The sequence below is a fragment of the Actinomadura meridiana genome, assembly GCF_039537545.1.
Taxonomy (GTDB): Bacteria; Actinomycetota; Actinomycetes; order Streptosporangiales; family Streptosporangiaceae; genus Spirillospora; species Spirillospora meridiana.
The window spans coordinates 405,771-418,608 of sequence record NZ_BAABAS010000020.1 but is presented as its reverse complement, the minus strand read 5'-3'; the positions used below and the strand labels follow the sequence as shown (position 1 = coordinate 418,608).

Below are 12,838 nucleotides of genomic sequence, written 5' to 3'. Positions count from 1 at the left end.
CTACAGGTAGGGGCCGGACGAGTGGCTGCCGGGGGAATCGTCGTCCGCCCCGGGTGGCATCATCCCGGCGGGCAGGGCGCGCCGCATCTGCTCCAGCTGGGCCCGCGCGGCCATCTGCTGGGCGAACAGCGTCGTCTGGATGCCGTGGAACAGGCCCTCCAGCCAGCCGACGAGCTGCGCCTGCGCGATCCGCAGCTCCGACTCGCTCGGCACCGTCCCCTCCGTGAAGGGCAGTGACAGCCGTTCCAGCTCCGCGACGAGTTCGGGGGCGAGACCGTCCTCAAGCTCCTTGATGGACGAACTGTGGATCTCCCGGAGGCGGGCCCGGCTCGCCTCGTCCAGCGGGGCGGCCTTGACCTCCTCCAGCAACTGCCGGATCATCCCGCCGATCCGCATCACCTTCGCGGGCTGCTCGACCATGTCGGTGACCGACTTGCCCTCGGGTTCGCCGTCACCGGCGCCCTCGACGGTGAATCCGTTCGGGCCGACGACGAGGATCTGCGGATCCTGTTCAGAATGGTTCTTCGAAGGCTCGCTCATAGTCCTTTCATCCTCACACGGTCAACACGACTTTGCCGACGTGACCGCCCTCTTCGAGCAGCCGATGCGCGCTCGCCGCGTCCGGCATCGGGATCCGGCGGTCCACGACCGGCCGGACGGCGCCGGACTCCAGCAGCGGCCACACGTTCTCGCGGACGCTCGCCACGATCTCCGCCTTCTCCGCGTCCGGACGCGACCGCAGCGCCGTCGCGTGCACGAGCGCGCGCTTGCTCAGCAGTTTGCCGATGTCCAGCTCCGCCTTCGTGCCGCCCTGCAACCCGATCACCATCAGCCGACCGCCGGTGGCGAGCGCGTCCACGTTCCGCGCCAGGTACTTGGCGCCGATCAGGTCCAGGATGACGTCGTACGGGCCGTGCTGGACGAAATCGTCTTCGCGGTAGTTGACGGTGACGTCTGCGCCGAGTTCGCGGCAGCGGGCCGCCTTCTCTTCGCTGCCCACTGTCGTCACCACCCGTGCGCCGTGCGCCTTGGCGAGCTGGATCGCGAACGTCCCGATGCCGCTGCCGCCGCCGTGGACCAGGAGGGTCTCCCCGGCGCTGAGGCCCGCGAGCATGAACACGTTCGACCACACCGTGCACGCCACCTCGGGGAGGCCCGCGGCGTCGACGACGTCCACGCCGCGCGGCACCGGAAGCAACTGCGCGGCGGGCACGGCGACCCGTTCGGCGTATCCGCCGCCGCTGAGCAGCGCGCACACCTCGTCGCCGACCCGCGGGCCGGTGACGTCGGCGCCGAGTTCAGCGACACGGCCCGACACCTCAAGACCGGGGTACGGCGGGGTGCCGTCCGGGGGCGGGTAGAAGCCTTTTCGCTGCATGACGTCCGCGCGGTTGACGGCGCTCGCCGCGACGTCGACCAGGACCTCGCCGGGCTTCGGCGCCGGATCGGGCACCGTCCGCCATTCCAGGACGTCGGCGTCGCCCGGTTCGCGGATCACGATCGCGTGCATACCGGCCACGCTACCGGGCGCCCGGACGTGCCACGGCTGGCTCGTCCGTCCCATCCCCAACGTCGATCTCCGCAGGGGACGCATGGTATTAGTGCGCGGGTATCCTGCGTGGGGGTCTGTTTGCCCACCTGCACCCGTGTCGATCATCAGAGGCGTGCCCGAGGGGGAAGAACGGTGGCAAGGAACGAGCACGACGGGCGTTCTCTCGAAGAACGGCTGGCCTCCCTGGACGCGATGAGCGGAGACTCGACTCCCCAACCTCCCCAGCAGACCCCGCCCTCCGGAGCCGAGGGCGAACAGGCCCAGCAGCCTCCCCAGCAGGCTCCGCAGCAGGGCCCGGCCGAGCAGGAGAACGCGCCGCCGCCGGGAGCGGTCCCGCAACCTCCGCCTCCGCCCCCGAACGAGCAGTTCGACCCCAACGCCAACCCCTGGCTCAGCGCGCCGCCGCCCACGTTCCAGCAGGCCCCCGAGGGCTTTCCGCCCGACAACTTCGGGCCGCCGCAACCCCCGCCGTACGAGGGCGGGCCCATGCCGCAGCCGTTCGACGGCGGAATGCTGCCCCCGCCGTACCCGCCGCCGCAGGCACCGTACGACGCCAACGGCACGATCGCGCCGCCCCTCGAACAGCTGCCGCCGTACCCGTCCGAGCAGCTTCCCCCGCAGAACCCCGAGCCCCCGGCCCAGCCGTACGTCCCGTTCGACATCAACACCGGCCAGCCCATACCTCCCGACCCCAGCCCGGGCGGTCAGCCGTACCCGCCGTTCGACCCGAACATCGGCCAGCCATACCCGCAGGACCCGAACATGGGCGGCCAGCTATTCCCGCCCTTCGACCCCCACACCGGCCAGCCGTATCCCCCAGACCCGAACATGGCCGGTCAGCAGTTTCCGCCGTTCGACCCGAGCACTGGCCAGCCTTACGCGCAGGACCCGGGGATGGTCGGTCAGCCGTACCCGCCGTCCGACCCCAACGCGGCGGGTCAGCAGTTGCCTCCGATCGACCCGAGCACTGGCCAGCCTTACGCGCAGGACCCGGGGATGGTCGGTCAGCAGTTCCCGCCGATCGATCCCAACACCGGGCAGCCCTATCCCCGGGTCGACCCGAACACGGGTCAGCCGTACGCGCAGGTCGACCCCAATACTGGGCAGCCGTACGCGCAGGTCGATCCGAACACCGGGCAACCGTACGTGCCGATCGACCCGAACACCGGCCAGCCCGTGCAGGGGTACGGGTATCCGCAGGGGTATCCCGGGCAGGCGCAGCAGCCGCAGAACGCCGACAGCCTCAGTTCCGAGAACCTGCTCGGCGAGCGGCGGATCGCGCCGTCCTCTGGGTGGCGGCGCGCGGTCTACAAGGCGACCGCGGGCAGCATCCACCCGGGGGAGTCGCAGGGTGACCTGCGCCGCAAGGATCTGATCGCGCGGGCGCGGACCGTTGTCGCTGGCGGGCACCACCGGGTCGCCGTCATGTCGTTGAAGGGCGGCGTCGGCAAGACGACCACCACGACCGGACTCGGCTCGATGCTGGGCTCGCTGCGCGGCGACACCGTCATCGCGGTGGACGCCAACCCCGACCGCGGGACGCTCTCGGACAAGGTCAAGCTGGAGACGGCCGCGACCGTCCGCGACCTGCTCAACAGCCGGGACAGGATCCAGCGGTACGCCGACGTCCGGGCGTTCACCTCGCAGAACAACGCGCGGCTCGAAGTGCTGGCGTCCGACCGCGACCCGGCGGTGAGCGAGGCGTTCAGCGCCGAGGACTATGCCGCCGTGGCCGTCGTCCTGGAGCAGTACTACTCGATCTGCATCACCGACTGCGGGACGGGCCTGCTGCACTCCGCGATGGCGGGCGTGCTGAGCCTGGCCGACCAGCTCGTCCTCGTCAGTTCCCCGTCGGTGGACGGTGCCCGCTCCGCGAGCGCCACGCTGGACTGGCTGGAGGCGCACGACCACGGCCATCTCGTCCGGAACGGCGTGGTGGTGCTGTCGATGGTCCGCAACCGCACCCGCAGCCAGGTCGACCTGGACAAGCTCCAGGCCCACTTCGAGAGCCGCTGCCGCGCCGTCGTCCGCATCCCGTACGACGACCACCTGGAGGAGGGGGCCGAGGTCGAGCTGGAGCAGCTCGCCCCGGCGACCCGTGAGGCGTACCTGAACCTGGCCGCCGTCGTCGGCGACGGCTTCGCCTACCAGCGTCCACAGGCGTGATCGCCCGCTAGCGTTACGGTTCGTGAACGGTGTGTACGTGGGTAAGGCGGGTCCGGACGCCGCCGCCGACCGTGGCTGGCTGCTCGGGCACTTCAAGCCGCCGGGGGAGCTGCGTCGCAGCGACGAGGTCGAGGTCAAGTGGGGCGTCCACCCGAAGGGGGAGCGCCGCGCCGAATGGACGACGGGCGAGCGACGCACCGCGTTGCTGGTGCTGGTCAGCGGCCGGTTCCGGATGGAGTTCCGCGATGGTGACGTGGTGCTGTCCGAGCAGGGCGACTACGTGGTGTGGGCACGCGGCGTCGACCATTCGTGGTGCGCGGAGGAGGAGTCGGTCGTCATGACCGTCCGCTGGCCGTCCATCCCCGGATACGCCGTGCCGTGACGACGACGGTGCCGCTATCGTGGGCGGTGGTCATCTGGAGAGTTCGCATAGTGGACTAGTGCAGGCGCCTTGAAAGCGCCCAGGGCTGGGGACAGTCCTCGTGGGTTCGAATCCCACACTCTCCGCTCACACCGCCGCCACGCCTGGTGTCCGAAGTGCCCGGCTCGGTCGTATTCGATCCGTTACCCTCGTCGGCATGTCGCAGACACCCCAAGACCCGGCGGGTACCACCCACCAGTTCCAGAACTTCGCCGCCCAGGCGCCGCCGCAGAAGTCCGGGCCGAACGTCGCGCTCATCGGCGGCATCGCCGCGGCGGTCGTGGTCGTCGTGGCCCTCGTGGTCATCATCGCCATGCTCGCCTGACGCCGTCGTGCCCGTGCCCGTCTGACGGGATCAGCGGCCGGACTTCGAGAAGTGTTGGTAGTCCTTGGCGCCGTTCCATTCGCCGCCCCAGCCCCAGCCGATGGACGCGAACGCCTTGACGACCTTGTCGTCGGCGTGGATGACGCCGGGGTCGTCGTTCTTTCGGTTCTTGTACTTCTTGCAGTCGGCGTGGGCGGTGTGGCCGTCGGCGTAGACGTACGGGTTCTCGCAGGGGTTGATGTCGATCGCGAGGCCGTAGGCGTGCTGGGAGAAGGCCGTCGAGCCTTCGGCGGGACGGCAGTTGAACGCGGAGGTGTTGTCGGCCTCGATCGACTCGAAGTCGCTGGCCTTGTACTTGTCGACCGGTTCCATGCGCTTGATCGGGTAGCGCATGTCGTAGAGCTTCTCGAAGACGCTCGCCACGTCCTTCGCTTCCTTCGCGTTGACGATGAGCTGCCCGTCCTCGTGCGCTCTGTCGTCCATCCCCCAGTACGGCATCTTGATCAGGCGCAGGCCGGACGGCGGCACCGGGCAGCCCTTGCGCCACGAGTACTTCAGGTCACCGGCGCCGACCTTCGTGATCTCCGCCTCGAACGTGGGCGCCGCCGTGGGCCCGGACGGGGACTCCGACGCGGACGAGGTCGGCGCGGGGGAGGCCGTCCCGTCATCGTCGTCGGAACCGCCGCAGGCCGCCGCGGCGGGTGCCGCGGTGATCAGCGCGGCAAGGAAAGCGGCGGTGCGAATAGGCCATCTACCTGGCATCTTTCCAGCATGGCATGTCCAGCGGCATACACGTACGAGCCTGGATTCGCTACCGTGCGAGTGACGGCACGCCCGCCGGATAGGGGCCGGGACGGACGGGCCGTGAAACTCATCCGTCCGCCGGGCATGTCGCCCGCGGTGTCCGGCCCCGGGGGGAGCCGGGATGGCGGAACCTCAGGAGAGGGACCTCCCCAGCCTGGAGGACGAGATCTTCGCCGTGGCGCACAGCGTGGAGGTCGACGAGACCGCGCAGCCGCGCCTCCAGCCGGACAGGGCCCAGGTGTTCGTGGAACGCGCCCGCGTCTTCCTCGGCCGCGACGTCAAGGCGCTGGCGACGGGGTTCGGCAGCTTCCTGTTCGTCGACGCCGTGATGATGTACGCGCCGCTGATGACGAGCCGCCGCCCGAGCCTGTTGCCGCAGTTCGTGACGTTGCTCGTCCTGGCGTTCGGGCTCGGCGGGCTGCTGGTGTGGAAGGTGGGCGGACGGTGGCGGACGTTCGGCCACGGCATGATGCTCGCCTGGGTGTTCCTGACCCTGGTGTCGGTCGGGTTTCTCACCGGCGTGAGCGTCCCGCTCTAGGCCGTGTCCGTCCCGCACCAGGCCGTGTCCGTCCCGCACCAGGCCGTGTCCGTCCCGCACCAGGCGGGGGCCGGGTCAGGGAGTGGCGCCGACGCGTTTGAGGACGAGGGAGAAGGCGCGCCCGACGGCTTCGAGATCCTTGGGGTCGATCGCGTCGATGAAGAACGCCCGGACGGTCTCGACATGGTCGCGGGCGGCGCGGTCGAGGGCGTCGAAACCGTCCTCGGTGAGGTGCGCGTAGACGCCCCGCTTGTCGTTCGGGCAGCTGTCCCGCTTGACCAGGCCCTTGGACTCCAGGCGGGAGCAGGTGTGCGACAGGCGGCTGCGGGACTGGCTGGCGTTCTCGGCGAGTTCGGCCATGCGCAGCCGCCGGTCGGGCGCCTCGGAGAGCCGGACGAGGATCTCGTACTCCGACACCGACAGTCCGTGCCTGGCCTTCAGATCGCGGTCCATGATCTCGGTGAGCCGGACGCTTCCGTCCACGTACGCCCGCCAGTCGCGCTGCTGGGAGGCGTCGAGCCAGCGAGGTTCGCTCATACCACGGAGTATAGGCACAAATTGAAGATTCAACTAATGCGTGTCATTTTCACGTTACCAGGCCCCGGCGACATGGATTCGCGTCCCGAAGTCGCGGAGTCGGGTGACGGGCGGGGACGGCGTGCGCTAGTGTGTTCGAACAGTCGAACACAGGTTCGACGTGATGATCGAACGCGCTCGCCCGGGGAGGCGGCATGGTGGCGACGGTGGCCACGAGGGGGCCGGACGGCCAGGCGCGCTGCGAGCGGCGGCGGGAGCACGCGACACGCCGCAGCGGTTTCTACGCAAATCTACGGCCCCAGCTATATCGCCTCATAGAGTCCGACAGCGTGGACCCCGTACGCAACCCCTATGCCCCGGGCGCCGGGCAGCGTCCCCCGGAGCTGGCAGGCCGCGACCGTGAGCTGAGGCAGTTCGAGGTCGTGCTCGAACGGGTGGCCCGCGGCCGTCCCGAGCGCAGCATGATCGTCACGGGGCTGCGCGGGGTGGGCAAGACCGTGCTGCTCAACGCGTTCCGGTCGATGGCGATCCAGCGGCTGTGGGGGACGGGCAAGATCGAGGCCCGGCCCGACCAGTCGATCCGGCGGCCGGTCGCCTCGGCGCTGCACCGGGCCGTGCGTGAGCTGGCGCCCCGGCACCGCGCGCCCGACCGCATCGAGGAGTTCCTCGGCGTGCTCAAGGCGTTCGCGCAGTCGGGTCCCGAGCCGTCCGGCAAGGAGAAGGCGCGCGCGCACCGGTGGCAGCCCGGCATCGACGTGCCCGCCTCGCGGGGCCGTGCCGACTCCGGCGACCTGGAGATCGACCTCACCGAGTTGTTCGTCGACGCCGCCTCCGTCGCGACCGACGTCGGCGCCGGGATCGCCCTGTTCGTCGACGAGATGCAGGACATCCCGGCCGACGACGTGTCCGCGCTGTGCGCGGCGTGCCATGAGTTGTCGCAGGTCGGCGGCCCGCTGATCGTGGTCGGCGCCGGGTTGCCGCACCTGCCCGCCGTCCTGTCGGCCAGCAAGTCGTACTCCGAGCGGCTGTTCCGCTACGCCCGCATCGACCGGCTCGACCGCGAGTCCGCCGATTACGCCCTGCTCGCCCCCGCCGAGCGGGAGGAGGTCACCTTCACCGAGGACGCCCTCGACGCGCTGTACGGCGCGGCCGACGGCTACCCGTACTTCGTCCAGGCGTACGCCAAGGTCGTCTGGGACGTCGCGCCCGACACCCCGATCACCGCCGACGACATCAAGGTCGCGGCCCCGGAGGCGGAGAGCGAACTGGCGGTCGGCTTCTTCGGTAGCCGCTACGAGCGCGCCACCCCCGCCGAGCGCGACTACATGCGCGCCATGGCGATGCTCGGCGACGACCCGGTGTCGACCGCGTCCGTCGCCGACGAGCTGGGCCGCAAGCCGTCCAGCCTGTCGCCAGCCCGTGACGGCCTCATCAAGAAGGGCCTCATCTACAGCGCGGAACGCGGCATGGTCGCGTTCACCGTCCCGCACTTCGGCACGTTCCTCCGCTCCCAACCCGCCTGATCCCGTCTGACTCATCCGGCCCATCCGATCCCATAACGATCTCTAGCGAAATCGCTAGAGATCTGTAGAGAACGACATCACTACCCTGTCGTCAGCGAACTCTAGGACCCTCTAGCGGCAGGGCTAGAAAGCCGTAGATTCTTCTGTCATGCGCTCTGGCCTTTTCTACGGCTCTCTACGCCCTCCGGTAGAGAAACAAAGAGAGATCGACACAGCAGGTCAGGCGCGGGCCGAGGCCTCGTCGACGATTCTCTAGCCATTTATTGGACGAGTCCAAGAATGGGCTAGAGAATCGCAGAGAGGTCGTGCGCGTCCGGTGCCGTCAGCGCCGAGCGGACCGTCCGGTCGCGTTCGGCGGTCGACACCGCGAACACGACCTCCAGACTTCGTCCGGCGACGCGGGCCGGGAAGACCACGAAACGCCAGCAGCCCTCCCGCCACACGTCCAGCGGGACGGCGCTCGTGATGACGTTCTCGTGCTCCACCCACGCGGGGCTGTTGAAGAGCGTCGCGTACGTCTCTCCGATCGGGCTGCGCCGCCGCTCGCACGGCGTCGACGTGCGCGGACAGCGCGGCAGCCCGCCCCGTTCGAGGACGGCGGCCAGCTCGGGCGACAGCGCGGCCAGCAGCGCCACCTCCACCGCGAGCACCAGCCACACCTGCGCCTGGACGTCGCGCAACACGTCCAGCCCCGCCATCGGCGCCCCGAGCGAGGCGACCCCGGCCCCGGTGAACAGCATCGCGCGCACCACGCTGCGCCGCTCCACCCGCCGGGGGCTCAGCCCGCCGAAACAGCCGCATCCCGCGTCCGGACGGCGGACCCGCAGCTCACCGACCACCCAGGTCGCGGCGGCGAACACCACCGTCGTCGCCAGCCGCACCGACAGATGCGACGTGACCAGCAGCGCCAGCCCGAGCACGCCCTCGCCGAGCCCGAGCCCGACCGCCATCCCGCGGTTGCCGCGCAGCGCGGTCAGCCGCGCGAGGCCCGCGGGCACCGGCACGCCGTGGACGCGGTGCGAGGCGTTCGCCGCCGGTTCCCGGACCGTCAGTTTCGCCAGGCACGCGGCCAGCAGCACCGCCGCCAGCAGCAGCACCTGCGTGTTCTGGAACGCCGTCACCATGCCGCCGCCCCCTCCGGCACGGCCCCGGCGGAGGAACGATCCACCGGGTAGAACCGGCGCCGCGCGCCGCCCGGCAAGGGCCGGATCGCGGCGTTGAAACAGCCGGACTCCAGGTCGCCGCCGAGGCCCGCGAACAGGGCGGGCGTCAACTCCACGATCCGCCCGCGCGGCGACGCCCCGCACTCCACACAGCGGTCGCAGTAGCGTGCCGCCACGCAGCCGCACTCGACGATGGGCACCGGCGCCGCGCGTCCGGTGCACTCGTTGTGGACGGAGACCTCGCTGCCGATCGACAGATACGGGAAGGCGACGCAGCCGGACGGGGCGTCCACGCACCCCCCGGCGTCGCCCTCGGGATCGACCGCCGGGTACGCGGCCCCCTCCCCGTCGACCGCCCGGCCGTCGAACCAGGTCGCCGTGCCGCGCAGCACACTGGGCACGGGCGCGGCGACCCGCGGCGAGGCGAGGTCGTCCGCCCGGTACCCCGGCTGTGACGTGCCCGGATGCACTGCCAGCGGCCCGCCTGGCGTCCGCACGCAGATCACGTCGATCAGGTATCCGGGCTCCAGCCGCGGATGCCGGACGAGTATCCGGCCGAGGGCGCGCGGCGGGATCTCCACCCGGGTCCGGCCCCTGTGCGGGCCCATGTCCACGTCCACGCCGTCCTTGCCGCACGCCAGGATCGTGCCGGTGACCCGGCCGATGTCGGCCCAGACGCGGTCGGCGACGCGGACGCCGCGCGCGGCCGCCCCGTCCCGGACGGCGCGACCCTCCCTCGGCCGGACGATCACCTGGTGGCCCGGTCTGAGCAGGGCGGAGCCCCCGCGACCGCCGTGCCAGACCGCCGTGTCAGGCGCCATCGCCAGGCGGACCTCGTCGTCCACGGTGCCGACGACGAGGAGATGCGGGGCCGTGTCGAGCACGATCCCGGTCACCGCGGTCGGCGGGGGGCCCGCCGGCTCCGGGCTACCGTCGTCCTGGGACGTTCCGAGGACGGCGGCGCGGCGTCGGCGGCGGCTCGCTCCACGGTGTTGAGGTGGCGGCATGCGGGGCTCCGGCGTCCATCATCACTCTGGGCCACAGCTGTTAGGACAGCGAGTCAAGAGTCACGTACGGTGACTCGCGCTGTCGACGGATTTGTCGCGATAAGTCAGCTGGTGGAGGACGTTTGATCTACCCGGGATGAAGATTATCCTCTGGTTGACCCGGATATGTATTTTCCGTATGCCCGAAATTACGATCACCGTGCGATCGTCGACCATACGGGGAGCCGGTGGCGGCTCCGCAACCCCTGGTCCGGTGGTGAGGTGAACGGGACGCGGCACGAGGAGTTCCGCGCGTACGTGGCGGAACGCGGGACCGTGCTGCTCCGCGCCGCGAACCAGCTCACCAGCGACCGCGGCGAGGCCGAGGACCTCCTCCAGGCCGCCCTCGCCAAGACCTATCTCGCCTGGGACCGCATCCAGAACCCGGCCGCCGTCGACGGCTACGTCCGCCGCGCCATGGTCAACACGCAGATCTCCTGGTGGCGCCGCCGCAAACTCGACGTCTACCCGACCGACCGGCTCCCGGACCGTCCGGTGGACGACCACACCGGACGCAGCGAGATGCGCGACGAACTGGGCCGCGCCCTCCGCCATCTCCCCGAGCGGCAGCGCCTCGCCGTCATGCTCCGCTACTACGAGGACATGTCGGAACGCGAGATCGCCGAGACCCTGGGCATCAGCGTCGGAACGGTCAAGTCGACCGTGTCCCGGGGCATGACCAAACTTCGCGAACTCATGACCACCCGCTAGCCCCGATCGGCGCCTCGTCCGGGGCCGGGCTCACACGGGCCCACGCGGGCTCACACGGGCCCACGTGGGACGCGCTGGGACGGGAACGCGCCAACACGTAAGGTCACAGGTGTGGCACTACCCCGCACCTACGAGTCACAGAACTGTTCGATCGCGCGGTCGTTGGAGGTCGTCGGCGATCGGTGGACGCTGCTGGTGATCCGCAGTGCCCTCCAGGGCGTGCGGCGCTTCGACGACTTCCAGGACGAGCTGGGCGTGGCGCGGAACGTCCTCACCGACCGGCTCAACCGGCTGTGCGAGGAGGGCGTGCTGCGGCGCGTCCCGTACCAGGAGCGGCCGGAGCGGCACGAGTACCGGCTGACCCGCAAGGGCGTCGAGCTGTGGCCCGCGATGATGACGCTGATGATGTGGGGCGACCGCCACTACGCGCCCGAGGGGCCGCCCCTGATCATCGGCCACCGGGGCTGTGAGGGGAGCCTGACCCCGCGGTTCACCTGCGACTCCTGCGGCGCGTTCCTCGAACCGACCGACGTCGAACCGCGTCCGGGCCCGAGCGCCTGACCGTAACGAGTTGCTTCACACAACTTTCCGCGCTGCAATGGGTTGCATGGAACAACTCGCTACCCGCTCCTGGGACCTGCGGTTCCGCCCGTACGGGATCGCCGATCGGGTGAGCGTGCTGCGGATGTCGGACCGGCTGTCCGCCGACAGCCTCTACACCCGCTTCTTCGCCGGGACGCCCCGGCTCCCCCGCCACTACGTCGCCCTGCTCGACGGCCTCGACCACTGGGACCGGGAGGCCATGGTGGCGCTGGACCGCGACGAGATCGCGGGCATCGCCGAGTACGTCCGGCACCCGGGACGGCCCTGGCGCGCCGGGCTCGCCGTCCTCGTCACCGACCGGTGGCAGCGGCGCGGCGTCGGCACCGCCCTCGTCGTCTACCTCGCCGAACTCGCCGCCCGGCGCGGCATCACCGAGTTCGACGCGGACGTCGTGCTCACCAACAAGGGCGCCGTCCGGTTCGTCAGGCGCGGCTGGCCGGCGGCGCGCTCGACCAGGGACGGCGCCTCGACCCACTTCCGCCTCCCCCTGCCCAGCACGGCCTGACGTTCCTGCTTACGATGGCCCGCATGACCCAGAACCTGCTCGGCGGCCTGCCTCCGACCGAACTGCCGGACAACCCCGAGGCGCGCGAGTCCCTGGAGAACGGCCTCGACCCGTTCGAGGTCGCCGCCCGCCACCCCGACTACCCGGCCGCGTGGGCCGAACTGGCCGACCGCGCGTTCGCGAACGGCAGCGTCATCGACTCCTACGCGTTCGCCCGTACCGGCTACCACCGCGCCCTCGACCAGCTCCGCCGCGCCGGATGGAAGGGCCAGGGGCCCGTTCCGTGGGAGCACGAGGCCAACCGCGGCTTCCTGCGGTCCCTGCACGCCCTCGGCCGCGCCGCCGCCGCCATCGGCGAGGACCACGAGGCCGAACGCTGCAAGACCTTCCTGCGCGACAGCAGCCCGACCGCCGCCGACACCCTGGAGGCGTCCTAGCCGCCGCCGTCACCCCGTGAGGAGGTCCTCGGCGCAGACGCGGAAGGCCGCGAGCAGCCGGTCACGGTCACCGGCGCGGGTCGCGAGCACGACATGGCTCGGCTCGACGCCCTCCAGCGGGACGGTGGTGAGGTCGGGCCGGTGCCGGATCCCGGCGGGGACGATCGCCACGGCCTGCCCGGCGGCCACGAACTCGTTCTTGTCCTCGACCGCGTCCACGACGGGACCGTCCGGCGCCCGGGACCCGTCGGGGCGCGGGTCGATGCGCCAGTGCGCGTTCCAGGCCGCGTCGGACGACAACAGGGGCAGCGGCTCGTCGGCGATGTCGTCGAGCGTGAGCGACTCGCGGTGGGCCAGCCGGTGGTCGAGCGGCATCAGCACCACGCGCGGCTCGTCGTACAGGACGGTCACATGCAGCCCGCCGGTCGGGAACGGCAGGCGGCACACGGCCGCGTCCACCCGATGCTCCAGGAGGGCCGTGCGTGGCTCGTCCCACTCCAGATGAAG

16 protein-coding genes and 1 tRNA gene are annotated in these 12,838 nt (G+C 70.9%); 10 read left to right on the top strand and 7 right to left on the bottom strand.

The genetic code is table 11. The features are described from left to right. Nucleotides 1–540, bottom strand: coding sequence for a bacterial proteasome activator family protein (locus ABD808_RS27930; RefSeq protein ID WP_344902484.1), 540 nt, complete (start codon nucleotides 538–540; stop codon nucleotides 1–3). Nucleotides 541–553: 13 nt separating this feature from the next. Further along, a complete protein-coding gene (locus ABD808_RS27925; protein WP_344902481.1) occupies nucleotides 554–1,510 on the bottom strand; it encodes an NAD(P)H-quinone oxidoreductase in 957 nt (318 codons plus the stop codon). A gap of 174 nt (nucleotides 1,511–1,684) precedes the next feature. Here ABD808_RS27925 and ABD808_RS27920 point away from each other — a divergent pair, with 174 nt between their 5' ends. The 4 genes from ABD808_RS27920 (at nucleotide 1,685) to ABD808_RS27905 (ending at nucleotide 4,464) form a co-directional block, all read left to right on the top strand. Further along, nucleotides 1,685–3,718, top strand: a complete 2,034-nt coding sequence (locus ABD808_RS27920) for a MinD/ParA family ATP-binding protein (RefSeq protein ID WP_344902478.1) — start codon at nucleotides 1,685–1,687, stop codon at nucleotides 3,716–3,718. A 22-nt stretch (nucleotides 3,719–3,740) separates the two neighbouring features. Beyond that, nucleotides 3,741–4,100 (top strand): cupin domain-containing protein, encoded by a 360-nt coding sequence (locus ABD808_RS27915; protein WP_344902475.1) that lies wholly within the window; start codon nucleotides 3,741–3,743, stop codon nucleotides 4,098–4,100. 36 nt (nucleotides 4,101–4,136) lie between these two features. Then, nucleotides 4,137–4,225 (top strand) — tRNA-Ser (locus tag ABD808_RS27910). Nucleotides 4,226–4,296: 71 nt separating this feature from the next. Continuing rightward, nucleotides 4,297–4,464 (top strand): hypothetical protein, encoded by a 168-nt coding sequence (locus tag ABD808_RS27905; protein WP_344902472.1) that lies wholly within the window; start codon nucleotides 4,297–4,299, stop codon nucleotides 4,462–4,464. A 30-nt stretch (nucleotides 4,465–4,494) separates the two neighbouring features. Here ABD808_RS27905 and ABD808_RS27900 read toward each other — a convergent pair whose 3' ends face one another. Then, complete coding sequence (locus ABD808_RS27900; RefSeq protein WP_344902469.1) at nucleotides 4,495–5,226, bottom strand: M15 family metallopeptidase; 732 nt, start codon at nucleotides 5,224–5,226, stop codon at nucleotides 4,495–4,497. 163 nt (nucleotides 5,227–5,389) lie between these two features. Between ABD808_RS27900 and ABD808_RS27895 the strand changes: the two genes are divergently transcribed. Then, the gene (locus ABD808_RS27895) at nucleotides 5,390–5,806 is read left to right on the top strand and encodes a hypothetical protein (RefSeq protein WP_344902466.1); all 417 of its coding nucleotides are present in this window, start codon (nucleotides 5,390–5,392) and stop codon (nucleotides 5,804–5,806) included. Nucleotides 5,807–5,881: 75 nt separating this feature from the next. On the opposite strand, the gene ABD808_RS27890 is transcribed toward ABD808_RS27895, so the two are convergent. Continuing rightward, a complete protein-coding gene (locus tag ABD808_RS27890) occupies nucleotides 5,882–6,343 on the bottom strand; it encodes a MarR family winged helix-turn-helix transcriptional regulator (RefSeq protein WP_344902463.1) in 462 nt (153 codons plus the stop codon). Nucleotides 6,344–6,672: 329 nt separating this feature from the next. Between ABD808_RS27890 and ABD808_RS27885 the strand changes: the two genes are divergently transcribed. After that, on the top strand, nucleotides 6,673–7,866 hold the full coding sequence (locus tag ABD808_RS27885; protein ID WP_344902460.1) for an ATP-binding protein: 1,194 nt from the start codon (nucleotides 6,673–6,675) through the stop codon (nucleotides 7,864–7,866). 284 nt (nucleotides 7,867–8,150) lie between these two features. Here the strand turns inward: ABD808_RS27885 and ABD808_RS27880 are convergent, their stop codons facing one another. Further along, complete coding sequence (locus ABD808_RS27880) at nucleotides 8,151–8,990, bottom strand: MauE/DoxX family redox-associated membrane protein (RefSeq protein WP_344902457.1); 840 nt, start codon at nucleotides 8,988–8,990, stop codon at nucleotides 8,151–8,153. Further along, on the bottom strand, nucleotides 8,984–10,036 hold the full coding sequence (locus ABD808_RS27875) for a hypothetical protein (RefSeq protein WP_344902454.1): 1,053 nt from the start codon (nucleotides 10,034–10,036) through the stop codon (nucleotides 8,984–8,986). Before ABD808_RS27875 ends, ABD808_RS27880 begins: the two co-directional genes overlap by 7 nt. Before the next feature lie 261 nt (nucleotides 10,037–10,297). On the opposite strand from ABD808_RS27875, the gene ABD808_RS27870 reads away from it, so the two are divergent. The 4 genes from ABD808_RS27870 to ABD808_RS27855 all read left to right on the top strand — a co-directional run bounded on the left by ABD808_RS27870 (nucleotide 10,298) and on the right by ABD808_RS27855 (nucleotide 12,331). After that, nucleotides 10,298–10,786, top strand: coding sequence for a SigE family RNA polymerase sigma factor (locus ABD808_RS27870; RefSeq protein WP_344902451.1), 489 nt, complete (start codon nucleotides 10,298–10,300; stop codon nucleotides 10,784–10,786). A 111-nt stretch (nucleotides 10,787–10,897) separates the two neighbouring features. Next, complete coding sequence (locus ABD808_RS27865) at nucleotides 10,898–11,347, top strand: winged helix-turn-helix transcriptional regulator (RefSeq protein ID WP_344902448.1); 450 nt, start codon at nucleotides 10,898–10,900, stop codon at nucleotides 11,345–11,347. Between the two features lie 46 nt (nucleotides 11,348–11,393). Beyond that, on the top strand, nucleotides 11,394–11,894 hold the full coding sequence (locus tag ABD808_RS27860; RefSeq protein WP_344902445.1) for a GNAT family N-acetyltransferase: 501 nt from the start codon (nucleotides 11,394–11,396) through the stop codon (nucleotides 11,892–11,894). A 14-nt stretch (nucleotides 11,895–11,908) separates the two neighbouring features. Next, nucleotides 11,909–12,331, top strand: a complete 423-nt coding sequence (locus ABD808_RS27855) for a DUF3151 domain-containing protein (protein ID WP_344902442.1) — start codon at nucleotides 11,909–11,911, stop codon at nucleotides 12,329–12,331. A gap of 9 nt (nucleotides 12,332–12,340) precedes the next feature. Here ABD808_RS27855 and ABD808_RS27850 read toward each other — a convergent pair whose 3' ends face one another. Next, on the bottom strand, nucleotides 12,341–12,832 hold the full coding sequence (locus ABD808_RS27850) for a LysR substrate-binding domain-containing protein (RefSeq protein WP_344903513.1): 492 nt from the start codon (nucleotides 12,830–12,832) through the stop codon (nucleotides 12,341–12,343). Between the last annotated feature and the right edge of the window lie 6 nt (nucleotides 12,833–12,838).

What these genes read in the sequence shown, in the direction of transcription:
- ABD808_RS27930 (WP_344902484.1), bottom strand. Translation starts at nt 540, where the DNA reads ATGAGCGAGCCTTCGAAGAACCATTCTGAACAGGATCCGCAGATCCTC.
- ABD808_RS27925 (WP_344902481.1), bottom strand. Translation starts at nt 1,510, where the DNA reads ATGCACGCGATCGTGATCCGCGAACCGGGCGACGCCGACGTCCTGGAA.
- ABD808_RS27905 (WP_344902472.1), top strand. Translation starts at nt 4,297, where the DNA reads ATGTCGCAGACACCCCAAGACCCGGCGGGTACCACCCACCAGTTCCAG.
- ABD808_RS27900 (WP_344902469.1), bottom strand. Translation starts at nt 5,226, where the DNA reads ATGCCAGGTAGATGGCCTATTCGCACCGCCGCTTTCCTTGCCGCGCTG.
- ABD808_RS27895 (WP_344902466.1), top strand. Translation starts at nt 5,390, where the DNA reads ATGGCGGAACCTCAGGAGAGGGACCTCCCCAGCCTGGAGGACGAGATC.
- ABD808_RS27890 (WP_344902463.1), bottom strand. Translation starts at nt 6,343, where the DNA reads ATGAGCGAACCTCGCTGGCTCGACGCCTCCCAGCAGCGCGACTGGCGG.
- ABD808_RS27880 (WP_344902457.1), bottom strand. Translation starts at nt 8,990, where the DNA reads ATGGTGACGGCGTTCCAGAACACGCAGGTGCTGCTGCTGGCGGCGGTG.
- ABD808_RS27875 (WP_344902454.1), bottom strand. Translation starts at nt 10,036, where the DNA reads ATGCCGCCACCTCAACACCGTGGAGCGAGCCGCCGCCGACGCCGCGCC.
- ABD808_RS27860 (WP_344902445.1), top strand. Translation starts at nt 11,394, where the DNA reads ATGGAACAACTCGCTACCCGCTCCTGGGACCTGCGGTTCCGCCCGTAC.
- ABD808_RS27855 (WP_344902442.1), top strand. Translation starts at nt 11,909, where the DNA reads ATGGCCCGCATGACCCAGAACCTGCTCGGCGGCCTGCCTCCGACCGAA.